At 68.3% G+C, this 18,046-nt stretch carries 17 protein-coding genes, 3 tRNA genes and 1 pseudogene; 16 read left to right on the forward strand and 5 right to left on the reverse strand.

Translation table 11 applies throughout. The features are described 5' to 3' along the window. Nucleotides 1-437 precede the first annotated feature (437 nt). The 4 genes from ACFQUZ_RS04475 (at nt 438) to ACFQUZ_RS04490 (ending at nt 1,321) form a co-directional block, all read left to right on the forward strand. Nucleotides 438-510: transfer RNA gene (locus ACFQUZ_RS04475), tRNA-Gly, on the forward strand. A 33-nt stretch (nt 511-543) separates the two neighbouring features. Further along, nucleotides 544-614 (forward strand) — tRNA-Cys (locus tag ACFQUZ_RS04480). Between the two features lie 13 nt (nt 615-627). Next, nucleotides 628-702 (forward strand) — tRNA-Val (locus ACFQUZ_RS04485). Between the two features lie 532 nt (nt 703-1,234). Next, a complete protein-coding gene (locus tag ACFQUZ_RS04490) occupies nt 1,235-1,321 on the forward strand; it encodes a hypothetical protein (protein ID WP_377438149.1) in 87 nt (28 codons plus the stop codon). Between the two features lie 220 nt (nt 1,322-1,541). Here the strand turns inward: ACFQUZ_RS04490 and ACFQUZ_RS04495 are convergent, their stop codons facing one another. Continuing rightward, nucleotides 1,542-2,036 carry a nuclear transport factor 2 family protein gene (locus ACFQUZ_RS04495; RefSeq protein WP_377437862.1) on the reverse strand — a complete coding sequence of 165 codons (495 nt, stop codon included), beginning with the start codon at nt 2,034-2,036 and terminating at the stop codon, nt 1,542-1,544. Nucleotides 2,037-2,128: 92 nt separating this feature from the next. Between ACFQUZ_RS04495 and ACFQUZ_RS04500 the strand changes: the two genes are divergently transcribed. The 4 genes from ACFQUZ_RS04500 (at nt 2,129) to ACFQUZ_RS04515 (ending at nt 4,839) form a co-directional block, all read left to right on the forward strand. Continuing rightward, nucleotides 2,129-2,995, forward strand: coding sequence for a LysR family transcriptional regulator (locus tag ACFQUZ_RS04500; RefSeq protein ID WP_377437865.1), 867 nt, complete (start codon nt 2,129-2,131; stop codon nt 2,993-2,995). Nucleotides 2,996-3,115: 120 nt separating this feature from the next. Further along, nucleotides 3,116-3,436, forward strand: coding sequence for a hypothetical protein (locus ACFQUZ_RS04505; protein ID WP_377437866.1), 321 nt, complete (start codon nt 3,116-3,118; stop codon nt 3,434-3,436). Between the two features lie 166 nt (nt 3,437-3,602). Next, complete coding sequence (locus ACFQUZ_RS04510; protein WP_377437868.1) at nt 3,603-4,046, forward strand: DUF4259 domain-containing protein; 444 nt, start codon at nt 3,603-3,605, stop codon at nt 4,044-4,046. A gap of 115 nt (nt 4,047-4,161) precedes the next feature. Continuing rightward, complete coding sequence (locus ACFQUZ_RS04515; protein ID WP_377437870.1) at nt 4,162-4,839, forward strand: hypothetical protein; 678 nt, start codon at nt 4,162-4,164, stop codon at nt 4,837-4,839. Nucleotides 4,840-5,023: 184 nt separating this feature from the next. Here the strand turns inward: ACFQUZ_RS04515 and ACFQUZ_RS04520 are convergent, their stop codons facing one another. Together ACFQUZ_RS04520 and ACFQUZ_RS04525 are read right to left on the reverse strand one after the other, a co-directional pair. Next, on the reverse strand, nt 5,024-5,608 hold the full coding sequence (locus ACFQUZ_RS04520; protein ID WP_377437872.1) for a DinB family protein: 585 nt from the start codon (nt 5,606-5,608) through the stop codon (nt 5,024-5,026). Then, nucleotides 5,598-5,849 carry a hypothetical protein gene (locus ACFQUZ_RS04525; protein ID WP_377437874.1) on the reverse strand — a complete coding sequence of 84 codons (252 nt, stop codon included), beginning with the start codon at nt 5,847-5,849 and terminating at the stop codon, nt 5,598-5,600. The genes ACFQUZ_RS04520 and ACFQUZ_RS04525 overlap by 11 nt, the downstream gene beginning before the upstream one ends. Before the next feature lie 239 nt (nt 5,850-6,088). Between ACFQUZ_RS04525 and ACFQUZ_RS04530 the strand changes: the two genes are divergently transcribed. From ACFQUZ_RS04530 to ACFQUZ_RS04565, 8 genes and pseudogenes are all read left to right on the forward strand, one after another. Next, entirely contained in the window at nt 6,089-6,316 is a 228-nt protein-coding gene (locus ACFQUZ_RS04530) for a hypothetical protein (RefSeq protein ID WP_377437877.1), read from the forward strand. A gap of 33 nt (nt 6,317-6,349) precedes the next feature. Continuing rightward, on the forward strand, nt 6,350-6,595 hold the full coding sequence (locus ACFQUZ_RS04535; protein WP_377437879.1) for a hypothetical protein: 246 nt from the start codon (nt 6,350-6,352) through the stop codon (nt 6,593-6,595). Between the two features lie 640 nt (nt 6,596-7,235). Next, nucleotides 7,236-8,051 (forward strand): ABC transporter ATP-binding protein, encoded by an 816-nt coding sequence (locus ACFQUZ_RS04540; protein ID WP_377437881.1) that lies wholly within the window; start codon nt 7,236-7,238, stop codon nt 8,049-8,051. Between the two features lie 833 nt (nt 8,052-8,884). After that, nucleotides 8,885-9,178 (forward strand): annotated as a pseudogene (locus ACFQUZ_RS04545) (ABC transporter permease); the annotation flags it as partial. Between the two features lie 169 nt (nt 9,179-9,347). Further along, entirely contained in the window at nt 9,348-10,619 is a 1,272-nt protein-coding gene (locus tag ACFQUZ_RS04550) for an ABC transporter permease (protein WP_377437883.1), read from the forward strand. A gap of 262 nt (nt 10,620-10,881) precedes the next feature. Further along, on the forward strand, nt 10,882-11,709 hold the full coding sequence (locus tag ACFQUZ_RS04555; protein ID WP_377437886.1) for a sensor domain-containing protein: 828 nt from the start codon (nt 10,882-10,884) through the stop codon (nt 11,707-11,709). A gap of 427 nt (nt 11,710-12,136) precedes the next feature. Continuing rightward, the gene (locus ACFQUZ_RS04560) at nt 12,137-14,146 is read left to right on the forward strand and encodes a hypothetical protein (protein WP_377438152.1); all 2,010 of its coding nucleotides are present in this window, start codon (nt 12,137-12,139) and stop codon (nt 14,144-14,146) included. Nucleotides 14,147-14,178: 32 nt separating this feature from the next. Then, nucleotides 14,179-14,574, forward strand: coding sequence for a hypothetical protein (locus tag ACFQUZ_RS04565; protein WP_377437888.1), 396 nt, complete (start codon nt 14,179-14,181; stop codon nt 14,572-14,574). Between the two features lie 264 nt (nt 14,575-14,838). Here the strand turns inward: ACFQUZ_RS04565 and ACFQUZ_RS04570 are convergent, their stop codons facing one another. Both ACFQUZ_RS04570 and ACFQUZ_RS04575 read right to left on the reverse strand, forming a co-directional pair. Next, on the reverse strand, nt 14,839-16,413 hold the full coding sequence (locus ACFQUZ_RS04570) for an MFS transporter (protein WP_377437890.1): 1,575 nt from the start codon (nt 16,411-16,413) through the stop codon (nt 14,839-14,841). Between the two features lie 195 nt (nt 16,414-16,608). Then, the gene (locus tag ACFQUZ_RS04575; RefSeq protein ID WP_377438156.1) at nt 16,609-17,832 is read right to left on the reverse strand and encodes a multidrug effflux MFS transporter; all 1,224 of its coding nucleotides are present in this window, start codon (nt 17,830-17,832) and stop codon (nt 16,609-16,611) included. Between the last annotated feature and the right edge of the window lie 214 nt (nt 17,833-18,046).

The raw sequence follows: 18,046 nt of genomic DNA on the forward strand, positions 1-18,046 counted from the left end.
CCCTCGGTGTCGTTCGGACCGGGCAAGGTCGGCTCGGTGGTGCCTCGGGCGGGACAGGGTCGGCTCGGTGGTGCCTCGGGCGGGGCAAGGTCGGCTCGATGTGCGGCGTTGGGCCGAGGCGAGGACATCGTGGTCGGACACCGGGGCTCACCAGATCTGGCGCCGTCGACGATCGCCGCCCTTCGACATCCCGCAGCCTGAGTCGGTCGACCGCAATGGACGAGAACAGGTGACGTATGCGCATCGTTGTCGGCTTCGCTGGTGACCGAACGTCCCGTTCCCGCCGAAACCACCCGAGCGCCCCCTCGGCAGGCTCCTTACCTAGCTCCCTAGGAAGCCTCACGTGGTGTGAGGGCGCGCCGGAGAGACCCCGAGTTGGCATAGCTCCGCGTGCTCGGCTAAAGTTCTCATCCGTCGCCGGAAAACACCGGGGGCGTGCGGACGTAGCGCAGCTGGTAGCGCATCACCTTGCCAAGGTGAGGGTCGCGGGTTCGAATCCCGTCGTCCGCTCGGAGATGCCACCACGCATGCGGGGGCAACCTCGGTGGAGTGGCCGAGAGGCGAGGCAACGGCCTGCAAAGCCGTGTACACGGGTTCAAATCCCGTCTCCACCTCGGCACCGAACGAGGGCGATTGGCGCAGTGGGAGCGCGCTTCCTTGACACGGAAGAGGTCACTGGTTCAAACCCAGTATCGCCCACCATATTCGCTGTTCAGAGCCTTGATCAGCGTCCATTTAGCACGATGATCTTGCGATCGTGGGGGCAGTTTTGCTCCCACGGTAACGGAAGAGGTCATGGGTTGGCCGTTACCAGTAGCCGCCGTTGTTCATACATCGATCTTGCAGTGCGGCCAGCAGTGGTGGGTGCATGGGTTCGGTGACGTGGGCGTAGACGCCGCGGATGCCGGGTAGTTGGTGGTCGAGTCGTTGGCTTTGAGGGGTTCGGCGATGCCGTCCGGCGCCAGGTCGTCGGCGAGCGCGCGGGCGAATGGCACAAAATGTTCGGCGACCGGCATGTCGCCCGAATGGAAGAGATCATGCGGGACGTCTGCCGAGACTTCGAGACCGAACTGGTCGAGTTCAACGGCGAGAAACTACGTGCACCTGCTCGTCAACGTCCCGGCCAAGGTCGCCATTGCCAAGCTGGTCAGCTCGCTCAAGGCGTGTCAGTCGACGGATGCGGCAAGAGTTCCCCGACCTGCGCCGACACTAATACCAGGCCCACAAGCTGTGGTTGAGTTCGTACTTCGCACGGTCCGTCGGCGACGCGCCACTGAGCGTCGTCCGCCAGTACATCGAGCAGCAGAACCGCCCGGTTTAGAGCACTGCTCGGCCTCGGCGGCCCTCCCAGCGCGGGCCTTCACCCCCACCCTGAAGGGCGGAGCACTGGCCCACATTCCGGTGGCCGGGCGATGACCCCTCCCTGCGGGGGCCGTAGACCCAGGTTGGACGGCCCGAATATCGATGGTTGTCAGCGCGGGCCCGCAGGGGCCGACCCGTGGGGCCGCCGACAATCTCAGCCCGTTGATGATCGGTTGGGATCAGCCGCCGAAGATGGCCGCCGGATCACCCCGGTACCAGACATTCTCGATGACCATCCGCCGCACGACCCACCGCTGCCGATCGCGGACGAGTTCGACGTCGTACCGGTTCTTCAGCAGCGCATGGACGGAGTGGTCGGCGGTCAGCAGATGCTGGGCCTCGACGATCGCGGTCAACCAAGCGCGATCGTCGTCGATGCGTACCCGTGGGTTCGTGACGACGTGCGTCGTGTCCACCCGGTCGGCGAACATGGCGAGGATCGTCTCGACGATGGCGTCGCGTCCGGTCATCACCGGCACGTCCGCACCCCATCGACTCGCGGCGGGACGGAAGTCCAGTTCGGCGGATTCGGCGAACGCGGAGGCGAAGAGGTCGCGGTCGGCGAGATCCTGCCCGAGGCCGAATCGATACAGGGCGTCGACGATCTCGGTCCGGTCGCGCAGGTCGGCATCTGTCCCACCCGCTGGCAGGGCGCGGTCTGCTGTGACGTACATGATCCCACGATGACCGTCCGGTGGGCGCGGAACAACGCCGGTCCGTGCAACGATCGTGAAGCGGAACTTGGCGATGGAGGCGGACCGGAACCGTGGAGCGACACGAGATCGAGGTGTTCCTTGCCCTCGCCGAGGAGTTGCACTTCGGCCAGACCGGTCGGCGGCTCGGTGTCACCACGACGCGGGTCAGCCAGGTCGTCCGCGTGCTCGAACGACGCGTCGGCGTCCCGCTGTTCGAGCGGACCAGCCGCCGGGTCGCGCTCACCCCGACCGGCCACCAGCTGTACGAGGACCTGAAACCGGCGTACGACGGGGTCCGTGCGGCGATGGCGCGCGCCGCCGCCCGCGGTCGCGGGCTCACCGGCACGCTGCGGGTGGGGTACGTGGGCGCGATGGCCGGCCGGTTGGTGATGATGGCGGCGGCCCGGTTCCGGCGCGGTCACCCGGACTGCGCGGTCCAGCCTCGTGAGGTCCAGATGGGCGGCGCCCTCGACGGGCTGCGCGCGGACGAGATCGACGTGCTCGTCGGCTGCTTCCCGCTGGACGGACCGGGGCTCACCGCGGGGCCGGCTCTGCTGACCGAGCCGCGGATGCTCGCCGTCCCAGCCGGTCACCCGTTCGCGCGGGTCGCGTCCGTGTCGATCGAGGATCTGAGGCGTGTCCGCCTCGTCGCGGCGCCGTGCTCGCTCCCGCCGGTCGCTCCCGCCGGACCTGCCGACGACGACCTCCCGGTGGCTGAGACGCTCCAGGAGGTGCTGACGCTCATCGGCGCCGGCCAGGGGGCCTTCGTCGTCGGCGAGCACGTGACCCGCTTCTACGCCCGCCCCGACGTGGTTTATGTCCCGTTCCGGGACGCGCCGCCGCTGCACTGGGGACCGGTGTGGCCGACCGCGTGCGAGACCGCGCGACTGCGGGCCTTCGTGGCCGACGCGATCGAGTCTGCCCAGGCCGCGGCCTGAGGCGCGGGTCGGCCCGTTCCAGCCGGCCGACAGACACCACCGGACGGCGCCGGGCGGACCGCGATCGAGGCCCGCGCGCATCCGGACCTGCCGTTCATCTGGTGGGTGGTGGACCGCGTCATGGAAGGCGACCGGCGCGCGTGGTGGATGAATCACTGGCTGCCGGGCACCACCAGTGTCCAGACCGGCGAGGTCTTCGAACGGACAGAGCCGATTCTGTACGTGAGTCACGACGCCAACGACAGTTTCTGGCAGCTCATCGGCGCGAGCGACGCCAACCCCGCCACGGGCAAGCTCAGCCACCTACACCATGCCGTGGAACACGATCCCATGCTGCTCGACGTACTCGATCTCCAACCCGGCGAGAGCGCCTACCGGAACGGGCCGGACCGCCCACGGACCGGCGAGCCCTCCTGGAAGAGTGCAGCACGGGGCTCCTAGAGAGCTTCCTTGGCTGTGACCATGGGCGATGGGGCGCTGTGAGCGCTTCCCTGGTTCGGGAGTGGTCCTCCTTAACGGTGTACGACAAGGCAGGAGCGGGTGGGCTGGGTGCTTCCTGCCCCGAGCCCTCTCATCCGGTGTGCCCTATGGCATCGTCGCTTGCGACATGCGGGAGGCGACCGCGGTGGGGTTCTGGGATTCAAGCGCGTTCGGCAACGACGACGCTGCGGACTTTGCCGGTGCGTTGGACGAGACGACGGCGCAGGGGCGCATCGAGATGGTCGGTGCGGTGCTGGAACGGGTGGCAGCCACTGGTCTCGCCGAAGACCTCGATGCCGGTGACGCGCCCCGGGCGGTGGCAGCAGCGGCTCTGGTCGCCGCACAGTGTCCTTCAGGCGAGCCTCTCTGCTCCACCTTCGGTCCGTCCACCTCCATGCCGCAGTTCCCGGGCTATCTCAGGCAGCTGGCGATCGTCGCCCTCGACCGCTTGGTCACACCGCCGTCCTGGCTCGCCGACGCCTGGGAGAACGACCCGGCATGGCGTCGAACCGTTAACGATCTTCGTAACGTCCTCGACCCACCACAGCGCGAAGCCCTCTTCGATCTATAGCCTGCCGGCAGCGCCGAACTCACCACGCACTACACGGCATGAGCGTGCATTGTCACCGAGGTCTCGTCGACGGACTGAAGGTCGGTGCCGGTGCTGTTGGGCATAGGTTCACCGGGTGACCGTGTACGCCATCGCCGCCAAACTGCCCTCCATCGACGTGCTGCGGGGGCGCTGCAAGGCACTCGCGACGCTGGAGTGCATCGTCGACGGTGGCGAGCCCTACTACGCCTACACCCGCGCGTGGGGCGACGACGAGGCGGCACTGATGAACAACGGCGGCGGCGAGTGGACGGTTGTGTTCACCGCCGACGGCGCATTCATCCGCGCATTCGACCACGAGTCGGCGATGACGCCCTATCGCGATCCGGACCACGAGCTGTGGCCCGGACTGCTCGACGGTATCCCGGCGGTGTTCCGTCCGCAGATCGAGGAACCAGCGTTCGGCGACGAGGAGGGCCAGTTCGTCGCCACCGCTGTACTGTGGCGGCTCTCCGGTGACGACCGCTGGCATGCCGGCGAAGGCATCACGTTCCCCCCGCTTCGCGGACCGTACGACGACAACGCACCGGACGGCTCTGGGCTGCTCGAGATCCTGCTCGACGACATCGTCGACCGGTACGTCACGTTCGCCGAGGACTACTACGAGATCGAGGTGGACCCGACGGTCGTCGAGCACGTCGTCGCGCACCGTCCGCTCACTGACGTCGTTGTGCAGGCTTTGAACGCGGAAGTAACCGTTGCCGGGCTGCACGAGGACATTGCCGCGATTGGGTATCCGATCGCGGCGGCGTGACCTCAGGCCCACACCTGGACCGCCTCGGCAGCACGCTGGTCGCTCATCGGCTATCCGGTCGGTCGGCCAGACCGCACCACTCGCCAGATGAGTGCGGGCGTCCTCGTACTACTGAGCCAGCCGCCGAACCTCGATACGGGCCCCGGGCGCCTCGTCGCTGCGAACGGCGCGGGCCATGTCTCAACTAAGCCTTGATTGGTGCGGCCGACCTGGCGGCCTGCTCGATCTTCGCGCAGTAGGCTGCACGGGCTTCCTCGTCGATTTGCTTCTCGTGTTCGGCGCGCAACCCGGTCCGGCCGTCGAGACCCTCGCGCAGGATATCGGCGTGCCCGGCATGCCGGATGGATTCACCGAGGACGTGGACCATGATGGCGAACAGGTTCGTGTCGGCATAAGGCTCCGGCCACCATGGCACGTGGCCAGGGGCGTCGAGGGGAAGCTCGTTGATCGTCGCGTCCGAGTGTTCCCACGTGCGCCGGTAGAACGCGATGATCTGATCGCGGGTCTCGTCCTCAGCCGCCCACAGATCGCTGCCGTTGGAGTCCTGCCACCGAGGCAGCGGTTCCGGGGAAGGGCGGTCGAAAACCTCGCCGAAGTACCGAGCCTCGACGGTGGCCACGTGCTTGACCAGGCCGATGAGGTTGGTTCCGGTCGCTGTCAAAGGTCGGCGGGCGTCGTATTCGGACAAGCCGTCGAGCTTCCAGAGCAGCGCCTTGCGGTCCCGCCGCAGTCTCCCGTGCAGGTTGTCTTTCGCGAATTCATCGTTCATGCGGCATAAGCCTGCCATGCTGGGCAACCAGCACGATCGGCCTGCCCTGCAATAGGTGGGAGAGGCCGTCGTTGACCACAGCACCGATCCATGGCCAGAACGGCGGGTCGTCGACATCGGTCACGTGAACCATCGACGGCACCACCGTAGCCACGCCCAGTGCCCTCAGCTTGGCCGCCAGCGGAGCCCAGGTCAGAGGCTCCAGCAACAGGCTGTGCAGGAGTACAAGCACGGGCTTCACGCGTCCACCATCCACGACGCCGCCGGGCCACCGCCACCGACGCCAGCCGGATCAGCGGCGTCCGATGACTTCACCAATGACATCCGCGCCCGACCTGCGGCCAGATGCGGACAGGGGAGTTGGCAGGCCACGTCAACGGGTGTGGGGCAGACTGGGCCGATGATGAGTGTTGGTTCAGTGCGTACCTTCGACGCCGACGAAGGTTGGGGTGTCATCGACGGCCCGGATGTGCCGGGCGGGTGCTGGGTCCACTTCTCTGCTACGCGATGGATGGATACCGCGAGTTGGCCCGTGGGCAGCACGTTTCGTTCCGCGCCGAGGTGGCGAGCCAGGATGGTTTCGCCTATCGAGCCGTCAAGGTCTGGACGGGCGACGTCGAGCCGGCCGATCAGCCGCGAACCCAGCGCGGCTCCGCCGCCTACCACAGCTCGCTGAACTTGACATTCGATCCGCCGCCGTCCGGATGACGTGGTTGGACTGCAGGTTCCTTATCAGGCCGAGTGGAAAGCCTGATCGCGACGCTGGAGGCCGCGCTGCGACTGCACCGTCACGAACCCGGCTCCCTGACCCGCCTCGACCGCTACCTGCACAAGCGCACCGACGGGATGATCGGCAGCCTGTCGCACCTGGTCCTGGCCGCCGCGCTCACTGTGATCGACACTGGCGCTGAAGCGATTAGCCGCGATCTGCTCGACAGCACCCCGGTCGACTACGCCGCCGATTCCGACAGCCAGGGCGCCGCATGATGGCCGTCTCGCTGCGGTTGCTGCCGCTACGTCGCCTACCTCGCACGCAGCTGCACGGTCCTGGTCCTGGTACGAGGGCTGCGACTGCTGGGGCTGTTGCACCGACCCGGTACAGGTTCGCGCCGTCCCGGACGTGGTGTTCATGCACTACCCGCCCGCGATGCTCGACTGTTCCGCAAGCTCGTCGCCGAGCTTGACGAGCTGTGGTGATCCTGACCCGCACACTTCCGGGCGGTGGCGGCCGTCCTCCATGGGCCCAATGCGCCCGGGTTGTCGACCTTGGGAGACCGCCAACATTGCCCGGCACCCGGAGGACAAAACGCTAACCGGACGCTCGTGACCGGGCCCAGCGGGCCCACCGCGCCCCACCGCGGTCGCCTCGCTGCGCGGCAGGCCCGCCGGGGTGGGGACAACACCACTATGGCGGTGGTTCTAGGTCGATTTCACGGCGAGTTCACCTGCCATAGCGTCGTAGATACAGCCGATCGTGGCACGCGGTTCGCCAGGGCGGGGCGACGCCACCGCCATATGGATCGCGTTACGGCGTCACGCCGGCGCCCTTCACAAGGCCTCGGACGTCTGCCGGACGGGAGAACTCCCGTCGGCATCCGTGACGAAATCGACAACGGGGACCGAGACGATGAGGACAGGCAACATCGACAGCACATCGACCAACGCCGACACGCCGGCCGATCCGGTCATCGCCGCAGTTCGCCTGCATGACGTCCACCGGGTGCACGGCAAAGGCGACAACCAGGTCGCCGCCCTGCGCGGCGTCTCGATCGGCCTCCGCAGGGGCACCTTCACCGCCATCATGGGCCCGTCCGGCTCCGGCAAGAGCACATTTCTGCAGTGCGCCGCGGGTCTGGACACCCCCACCTCGGGCACCGTGGAGATCGACGGGCTCGATCTGAGTGGGATGAGCGAGACCGAACTGACGAAGCTGCGCCGCGATCGGGTCGGCTTCGTGTTCCAGGCCTTCAACCTGCTTCCCGCGTTGACCGTGGAGGAGAACATCGCCCTGCCGTACCGGCTCGCCGGCCGCCGAGCGGACCGGGCCCGGATCGCCGAGATGATCGATCGGGTCGGGCTGGCCGAGCGACGCAACCACCTGCCCAGCGAGCTGTCCGGCGGTCAGCAGCAGCGGGTCGCGATCGCCCGAGCCCTGGTCACCGCACCGGCCGTCATCTTCGCCGACGAGCCAACCGGCGCGCTCGACACCCAGACCACGCTCGAGGTGCTGCAACTGTTGCGGGAGTCAGTGCGGACCGGGCAGACCATTGTGATGGTCACCCACGACCCGGTCGCCGCCTCGTACGCCGACGTCGTACTGTTCCTCGGCGACGGCGCGTTCGTGGCCGAGTTGCGGCACCCCACCGCAGAGAAGATCGTCGAGTGTGTCACGCACCTCGGCACTCGGGAGACGCGGCGCAGGGCGACAGGGGTGGCTCACTGATGTTTGGCCTCGCCCTGCGGACCCTGCGCAATCGGAGAAGCGGCTTCGTCGCGACGTTTGTGGCCAGCTGCTTCGGCGTCGCCCTGATCATCGCGTGCAGCGCGCTGCTGGAGACGGGCGTGCGCGCCATCGTGTCACCCGAGCGGCTGGCCGCGGCACCCATAGTGGTCACTGGTAAGCAGAGCCACGACCTGCCCAACCAGGACCCCGCCGACACCGAGGTGCACAACTCGGTGGGTCTTCCCGAACGGCGGTACCTCGATCCGGCCCTGGCCGGCGTCATCCGCGGCGTGCCCGGGGTCGCCCAGTCCGTCCCCGAGTCGTCCTTCGCGGCGGCCGTCGTCGTGGACGGCGAGCCAGTCCGGACCGGTGAGGAGTCGCAGGGCCACGACTGGCAGTCCGCGATCCTGGGGCCGTACACCCTGACGGCTGGGCAGCCGCCCGCCCGCGCCGGCGAGGTGGTGCTCGACGGCGCGGCGGCCAACACGGCCGGTCTTGATGTGGGCGACCGGGTGACCGTCGCGGCGGGCGGTGTCGAGGCTGCCTACCTGCTCACCGGCATCGCCGAGCTGGACCGGAACAGCACGCAGTCGGCGTTGTTCTTTTCGCCGGCCGACGTCGACCGCCTCGATCCGCACGCGGGCTCCGTGTCGGCGATCGGGGTGCTGACCGCGCCCGGTGCCGACGTCGACGAGGTCCGAGACGGGGTCGAGCGGGCACTCGCCGGTCAGGCGGTGACCGTGCTGACCGGCGACGACCGCGGCGCCGCCGAGTTTCCCCAGGCGGTGGCCGGTGCCGGCCAGCTCGCCCCGATCGCCGGCGTGTTCGGCGGTATGGCGATCTTCGTGGCCGTACTGGTGGTGTCGAGCACCTTCGCCCTTTCCATCCAGCAGCGCAGGCGCGAGATCGCCCTGCTCCGGTCGATCGGCACCACACCGGGGCAGATCCGCCGCATGGTCCTCGGCGAATCGCTGGTCGTGGGCGTGCTGGCGGCCATCGTCGGCTGTGCTCCCGGCGCTCTGCTCGGACCCCTCATGTTCGAGCTGATCTGGCAGGCCGGCGTGGTGTCCCCGCTGGTGGAGTTCCGCCAGGGTTTCCTCGCCTACCTGGTCGGCCCGCCGGTGGGTGTGTTGACGGCGGTGGGCGCGGCGTTCATCGCGAGTTGGCGCCCGTCCCGGACCAAGCCCAGCGGCGCGCTCGGCCGAGTCCGCCGCTTCGCGTCGCTGGCTGAGCGTAACCCGCGTCCTGGTCGCGGTGGTGTTTTTCGCGGGCGGCTGCGCGCTGATGATCGTGACGATGGCGGTGATGTCCGGGCCGCTGGCCGCGGTCACCTCCGGCCCCGCGGTAATGTGCTGGGCGATTTCGATCGCCCTGCTCGCGCCGGGACTGACCCGACTGATGCTGCGCCTGCTCGACGGCCCGGTCCGGTCGGCGTTCGGGCTACCCGGATATCTCGCGGTGCGGACGCTGCGCCACAACGTGGTCAAGTTCGCCTCCGTCGTCACGCCGATCATGCTGGCCGTGGGGATGGCGCTGGCCAACTTTTACTCGCAGACCACGCTGGCCGAGGCCGAACACCGCAACTTCGCCGACAGTCTGCGCGCCGACGTGATCGTGTCATCCCGGATCGGCGGGCTGCCGCCCGGCCTGCTCGACCAGGTAGCCGGCACACCCGGCGTCGCGGCAGCCTCGGAGTACGTCACCAGCGCGGGGTGGATCGACGACCCGGTCGACGGTTCGCACACCGAGGCGCCGTGGCCGATGCGGGGCTTCACCGCCGGTCAGGTCACGCAGCTCACGGGCGCCACACCGGTCGCCGGCTCCTTCGCCGACCTGCGGGGCGACACGATCGCCCTCCCCCACAGCACGGCCGACCGTCTCCACCGACAGGTCGGCGACGTCATCACGGTCCGACTCGGGGACGGCGTCGCCGCACGGCTGACCGTGGTCGCGGTCTACCCTGCCCCCGAGGGGTTCGAGACGTTGATCCTGCCCGCCGGGCTACTCGCCACCCACAGCGTCGCCGGCGCGGTGCCACAGATCCTGGTACGCGCCGACTCCGGCATCGGCTCGGACAAGCTGGTGGCCAGCCTGCGTGACCGGCTCGGCGTCCAGCCCGGGCTGGACGTCGGTGGACGGTCCGGCCTGACTACCTTCACCGCGCAGGGACAGGCCGAGGCCTGGGTCAACTACCTGTTGGTCGGCATGATCACCGGGTACGCCGCGATCGCGGTGGTCAACAGCTTGGTCGCCTCCACCAACGAGCGCCGCCGGCAGCTCGGGATGCAGCGGCTGGTGGGCGCGACCCGCCGGCAGACCCTGCAGTCGCTGTGCGTGGAAGCGGGCGTGCTCGCCTTCATCGGCACCTTGCTCGGGGGGCTGGCATCGATCGCGACCCTGTTCCCGCTCAGCATCGTGGTGCTCGGCCGTCCGATGCCGTCTGGTCCACTCTGGATCGGTCTGATCGTGGTGGTTGGTGCGATCGGACTGGCCCTGCTGGCCACGCTGCTGCCCGGTCGTCGGGTAGTCGGTGACCGGCCACCGCTGGGAGCGCTGACGGCCGACTGAGCCCATTCGGTCAACGTTCCGATAGGAGAGGATGACCCCGTGCGCGCGGCCCCCTTATTCCATGGAATAGGGGGTCGTAAGGGTGTCGGAAACCGGCAGGCCGCAGAGCGTGAGCAGCGAACCGTCCCTGGCTGCGCGCCCAAAGAGGGGTGCTAGGTCCAGCGACGGTCACCGGCCGACCGGACAGGATGGACTCGTGACTGACAGCGATTTTCGCCACCGATCGCAACAATTACCACCGACGATCGGGCCACGATTCGGCATGGCGGCACGGGGCCTTCTGAGAGCAATTCTCGCGGTCGCCAATCCGATTCTCTTCGCACTCACCATCCTGTCCCTCATCCTCATCCCGGTCTTCGGCCTGGGGCTGGTGCTCTTCCCGCTGACGACGAAACTGGTGCGCCAGCGTGCCGGACTGGCCCGCCGGATGGCGGACCGAGACGACGTGCTGATCGAGGAGCCGTACCCGCCCGTTCCGGCCGGTGCGCGGATCGGTTCCTGGCGGCTCTGCAAGCACCTGATGACCGACGCGGCGACCTGGCGGGACTTCACCTGGCTGATCCCCGGCACGGTGGTCAACGTGGTGCTGGGCGGTCTGGCGTTCCTGCTTCCGGCGTACGGCCTGGCTGGTGTCTTGCTGCTGCCCGGCCTGCTGCGCTTGGTGGGCGACGAGACCAGCCACGGCATCACCGGACAGTACGGCTATGGCGCGACCTGGCCGGTCGGCGACGGCGCCGCGGTCCTGCTGATCGTGCCGCAAGGGCTGATCATCCTGGCCGCTGGGCTCGCCGCGGCGCCGAAACTGATCGAGTTGACCGCGCGCTTCGACCGGGCGTTGCTGAGCCCGACCCGGGTGGCGCTGCCCAGTGGCCGGGTGGAGTGGCTCGCCGCCAGCCGTGCGGACACGGTCGACGCGCAGGCGGCCGAGCTGCGCCGGGTCGAACGGGACCTGCACGACGGCGCCCAAGCCCGGCTGGCGGCCCTCGGTATGAGCATCGGGCTCGCCGAGGAACTGGTGGTCACCGACCCGGCGAACCCACCATCGACATCCTCAACCCGAAACCCCTTGACACCCAGCCCACCCGCCTAGCTACCCGGCTTCGCACCTAGCCCTTCTCGGCGAAGGATTGACCCGTATCCAGGCAGCTCGCCGCGTCAGGCTGGACGACGTGGCCGCTCCGGTCGGCAAACCTGGTCAGTGCGGGTGGCGATCTGTCCGTAGCCGGCTGGTCGAGCACGGCCCGGAGGCACGGGTCTTCACCGCAATGCTTACCGTGTTGACCGGCAGAGGCCTGATTGCTGGCGGACATTTCCGCGAACGTGGGGAGCACTGGGGTGATGATCGCCGCCGAGCGCGCGTTCACCCGGTCCCTCGGTGTGAGCCCGGCGTTCGTGCTCCGGGTCGACTGACCGCCGGCCACCGGGCGCCCGTCTGTGACCGTGCGGACGGCCGGGAACGCGTTTCTCCGATTGGCGTTCGCTCCGTAGTATCTCCGGCGACCAGGGGGGATGAGATGGTGGGCGACTTCCAGAAGTTCGTGGCGGATGTGACTTCGCGTCTGTCCGCGATGTCCAAGGGCGAGTTGTACGTCGTCGGGGACGGTCTCGACCGGGACTCACTCTGGCTCACCTTCCTCGATTCCTTCCCCGCCGGCACCAATCTGCGGTTCCGTGAGCGATCCGAGTACGACTGCTCGACCTGCCGACGGTTCATCAAGCACTTCGGCAACGTCGTCGAGATCCACGATGGCGGGGTCCGTACCGTCTGGTCCGGGGTGTCGGCCTTCGACCCGGTCTTCTCCGTCGTCGCCGCCGCTCTGGACGAGTTCGTTCTTTCGCTGCCGTTGTCCACCATATTCCGGTCCACCCAGGCGCAGTACGGGACGAAGACCACCCGAACGCTGCGCGACGGCCAGGTCGAGGTGTGGCATCACCTGCACGGCCGGGTGGAGCAGCGGCATCGCATCGAGGACGTCGGCGCGGCACAGGGCAACTTCGACGCCGCGGTGCAGGTTTTCCAGCGGGGCCTGGCCGAGTTGACCCGGCACGCTCTGGACACCGTCGTCGACCTTATCGACGACAACGCCCTCTACCGCGGCGCGGAGCATCGTCGGGCGGTGACCGAGTTCCGGTCGCTGCAGAACCGGTGGACCCAGGCGGCCGACCGACGGGCCTTCGTCTTCGCCAACGCCATGAACCCCGGGGCCCGGTTCCGCAACACGGTGATCGGTACCCTCGTCCAGGATCTCTGCGCGGGCGTCGACCTGGAGCAGGCGGTCCGGTCGTTCGAGTCGAAGGTGGCGCCGCAGAATTACCAGCGCCCCACGGCTCTGATTACCCCGGCCATGGTCAAGGCTGCCATGAAGACCATTGCCGAGTTGGGCATCGAGGAGTCGTTGCAGCGACGGTTCGCCCGGCTGTCCGATGTGTCGGTCACCAACGTGCTGTGGGTCGACAACGACACCCAGCCGCGGATGAAGGACGGCATCGAGGGGCTGCTCATGCAGGCGGCCACCATGAATTCGGCAGGTGCGGGCGTTCGTGACGCGAAGCCTGAGGAGATTCCCGTGGTCTCCTTCATGAAGGACGTCCTGCCGGCCGCCGCCACCATCGACCTGTGGGTCGCCAACTCCTACGAGCCGCACTTCGTCAGCGTCACCACCGGCCGGCATCCGGCTGCTCCGCGGTTGTTCAAGTGGGACAACGATTTCGGCTGGTCGTACGGCGGCAACGTCACCGACTCGATCAGGGAGAAGGTCAAGCGGGCCGGCGGCAACGTCACCGGCAGGCTGCGGGTGAGCCTGTCCTGGTTCAACCACGATGACCTGGACCTGCATGTGTACGAACCCAACGGCGACCACATCTGGTACCAGGAGAAGCGCAACAAGCTGGACGTCGACATGAACGCGGGCGCGCCGCTCTCCCGGGAGCCGGTGGAGAACGTCACCTGGACCGACCGGGTCCCTGATGGCGAGTACCGGATCGAGGTGAACCAGTACCGCAAGCGGGACAGCAGCCAGGTCGGCTTCGTGATCGAGACCGAGAGCAACGGGAAGATCGAGAATTACCGCCACGAGCGGGCGGTCGGCCACAAGGAGACCGTCGAGGTGGGCCGGATGACGGTTGCCGGCGGGGTGATCACCGCTTTCCGGCCGGGTAAGGACGTGCAGCCGGACAGCGCGGCCAAGGAGTTGTGGGGCATCACCACGGAACAGTTCGTACCGGTGTCCACCATCATGTACTCGCCGAACTATTTTGACGACAACGAGATCGGCAACCGGCACTACTTCTTCATCCTCAAGGGGTGTGTGAACGACCAGCCGGCGCGGGGGATCTACAACGAGTTCCTCCGCAGTGACCTGCAAGCGCACCGCAAGGTGTTCGAGGTTCTCGGCGACCGCACCAAGTGCGAGCCGTCCCCCGATCAGCTTTCCGGCCTCGGGTTCAGCTCCACGATCCGCAACTCGGTGATCGCCAAGGTGACCATGACCGGCGGCCGGCGCCGCCTCATCAGCATCCAGTTCTGATTCCGTACCTCCGATAATCCAGAGAGGCCATCATGACCATTTTCGAAAAGGCCACCCGGGAGAAGTTCCGCTATCCGTCGACCAAGGGACTACTCACCACAGAACAGCTGTGGGAGCTTCCGTTGACCGCCAAGTCCGGCTTCAGCCTCGATGATGTGGCCAAGGCGGTCAACGCCGAGCTCCAGGCGGTCGACACCGAATCGTTCGTGGCCACCGAGGCCAATCCGGCCAAGGTGACCCTGGAGATCAAGCTGGAGGTCGTCAAGCACGTCATCGCCGTCCGCCTCGCGGAGGACAAGGCGGCGAAGGCGGCGGCGGCGAAGAAGCTGGAGAAGGAGAAGCTGCTCGCGGTCCTGGACCGCAAGCAGGACGCGGCCCTGGAAAACCTGACCGAGGCAGAGCTACTGGCCCGAATCAACAACCTGTAGCCCGCCGGTCAGCTGGCAGGAGTCTACGGCGTCTTCGGACCGCACCCGCCGCGGCGCGACTCCGACCGCGTCAGGGAACGCGGTGGCCGAGCCGGCGGCGCCGGGACTGGCGACCTCCCACCAGCCCGGCGTCCACCGCGCCGATGTGGCGCGCTCGGGTCCCTCACCCCACCCGAGCCGGCGTCCGATCGGTGATCCGGGGCGTCAGCCCGTTCGGCGCGGCTACCGTCCGGGCCGGGACTTCTCCAACCGGCCGGCAGCGACTCAGGCGGGAGTCTCGGCCCTCACCGGGGCCGCCGAGTCGGCCTCGGGCGGCGGCGCGGGCTGACCGAAGGCCGGAACGGACCTGAGCCTCGCAATTACCAGTAGCCCGCCCAGGACGTACAGCGCGAGGCCGATGAAGGCCAGCACCCGGATTCCGTCGACAAAGGCGGCGTGGGCCGAGGCGAGCAACTCGTCTGCCAGGCCGGCAGGCAGTTGTGACGCGGTCGCCGCCGCCCCGGCGAGGCTGTCGCCGGCGACGGCGGCATGGTTACCCGAGACGCCGGCGGGGACATCGACGGAGCCCCGGTAGACCGCGGTGGCCACGGTCCCCAGTAGCGCCAGGCCCAGTGTGCCGCCGAACTCCAGGCAAAGCTGGGCGAGCGAGCCGGCGGAGCCCATCTTTTCCGGCGGCGCGTTGCCGACGACCAGGCCGGTGCCCAGGCCGACGGACGCGGTGCCGAAGAGAGACGCCAGCACGAACACGGTGACCAGGAGCCACGTGCCATTCTCCACCGTCACCTGGGTCAGGATGAGGTACGTCAGGCCGGCGAGGAGCACGCCGACGCCAATGACCCTGCCGGGCCGGAACCGGGCGGCGAGCTTCGGCGCGACCTGCATGCCCACCGCGCCGGCCACCATGCCGGGGATCATCAGCAGGGCCGCCTGTAGCGGGCCGAAGCCGTCGACGAGTTGGAAGAACAGCAACATCAGTAGCATCAGTCCACCGCCGACTCCGCTGAAGAGAAGGGCGTTGGTCAGGGTTGCGGTGATCACGCCGTTCTTGAGCAGCTTCAGGTCCAACAGCGGTTCGGCCAGCCGGTTCTGGCGGCGAACAAAAAGCACCCCGAACACCAGGCCGATGATCAACGACAGCAGCGGCACGACTCCAGAGCCACTGCGGACCATCTCCTTGAGGCCGTAGATGATCGGGAGCAGTGCCAGCAACGACAGGGCGATGCTCGCGAAGTCGATCCGGCCGGCGTTCGGGTTGCTGAACTCGGGCAGGTACTTCGGCCCGAGCGCGAGCATGACCAACAAGAACGGAACGGCTACCAGGAACACCGATCCCCACCAGAAATACTCCAGTAGCATGCCGCCGACGACCGGCCCGCAGCTCGCGCCAAGGGTGTAGACACCACCCCAGATTCCGAACGCGGTGGCCCGCTGCTTCGGGTCCTGGAACAGCCCGCCGATGAGGCCGATGGTCGAGGGCATCAGGGTGGCGCCGGCGACGCCCAGTGCGGCCCGGGCCAGGAGCAGCAGCTCGATGGTCGGGGCGAACGCCGTCAGCACCGACCCGATGGTGAACAGGGCCCCACCGACCATCAACAGCTTGCGTCGACCGACGCGGTCACCGAGTGTGCCCATGGAGACCAGAAACCCGGCCAGCAGGAACCCGTAGATGTCAGAGGCCCACAGCTGTTCCACGCTGTTGGCGCCGAGGTCGGCGGCCAAGGCCGGAAGCGCCAGGAGGAGCACGAACAGGTCGACGGCAATGACGAAGGTCGGCAGAGCGAGCACAGCCAGCCCGATCCACGCCGCCCGTCCGGCCTTTGTCGCGGTTTCCGCGGTCACATTAGGTCCTTTCGCGTCTCATGGGTGGACAGCTCGCCCACGCATCGCGGACAGGCCTGCCCGCTCACCGCCGAGCACGGTGAGCCGCTGTCGCCACTGACTACGAATGACCCGCCCGAAAACCGACAGCCTCCGCCCACCGACTTTCCGCGTCCTGTCTCGCATCGGACGACGGCGGGTGAGGGGGTGACTTGGTCAGACGGCTGCGGCGACCATCGGTTCGGGCTCCACGACGGCGAGGTGGCCGGGTCGCACCACGAGCAGCAACACGACCAGTGCTGACACCATGCCACCGGCGAGCACCAGGGCCATCGGCGCCGCTCCGGTGCCGAACACGCCCACCAGCGGTGCGGCCAGCGCGCCGATTCCGAACTGCACCGCGCCGAGCAGTGCGGAGGCCGTGCCGGCTGCCTCGCCGTGCCGGCTCAGGGCAAGCGCGGGGGCGTTCGGAAGCGCGAGGCCAGCCGAGGCGAGCGCCACCCACAGCGCCGCGAGCAGAGCCGGCAGTCCGCCGAGCCCGGTAGCGGCGAGGCCGAGCAGCACCAAGCTTGCGATGGACCCCACGAGCAGGGCGGTCACCAGGATCTGCCGCGGGGGATAGCGGCGCAGCAGGCGTACGTTGCCCTGGGTCGCCGCGATCAGGCCGATCGCCCCGGCTCCGAAGGCGAGCCCGAACTGCTGCTCGTCGAGTCCGTACTGTCCCTGGAGGACGAACGAGGAGCCGCCGACGTAGGCGAAGAGCGCCGCCATGGACAGCCCGGCGACAAGCACCAGCCCGACGAAGGCACGGTCGCGCAGCAGGGAGCCGTAGCGGCGCACGGTCGGCAACACACCACCGCGCTGGCGTCGGGGGGCCGGCAGTGTCTCCGGCAGGCCGAGCATGGCGATCAGCATCAGCAGTACACCGATGACGGCAAGTGCCGCGAACACGCCCCGCCATTGCGTCCATCGCAACAGTTCGCTGCCGAGCGTCGGTGCGAGGATCGGGGCCGCGCCCATCACGAGCAGCAGTCGGGAGAGCAGCCTGGCGAAGGCCGCGCCGCTGAAGAGGTCGCGTACCACGGCCATGGCGATCACGGCGGCCGCCGCCGCACCCAGACCCTGGGCGAGCCGTAGCCCACCGAGTACCCCGATGTTCGGGGCGAGGGCGCAGCCCACCGAGGCGATGATGTGCAGTACGACACCCGCGACGAGCGGCTTGCGCCGACCGACCGCGTCCGACAGCGGACCGATCAGCAACTGGCCCAGGGCGAGACCGACGAGCGTGCCGGTGAGGGTCAACTGGACCGCCGCCGAAGTGGTGGCCAGGTCGTCGACGATCGCTGGCAGCGCCGGCAGGTACATGTCGATGGTCAGCGGGCCCACCGCGATAAGCGAGCCGAGGACGAGGATGAGCCGCAGGCGTTGCCGTTGGCTCATCAGGTCCCCCGGCATCGACGCGGCCGGCGGCGCGATGATGGCGTCGGCGGTCACCGGGCTTGCTCCGGACGCGCTGATCGCGGGTCAGGTTGTGCTGCGACGGTCATGTCTGGCTGCAAACCCGGAACCGGTGGGCTGATTCCCGGTCCGCGAGGAGGTAATACAGCTCACAGCACCAGGGAAGCCCGCGAGTGTCGCGGGACTACTGTGGCTC

The organism is Plantactinospora sp. GCM10030261 (genome assembly GCF_042666615.1).
Classification (GTDB): domain Bacteria; phylum Actinomycetota; class Actinomycetes; order Mycobacteriales; family Micromonosporaceae; genus KBS50.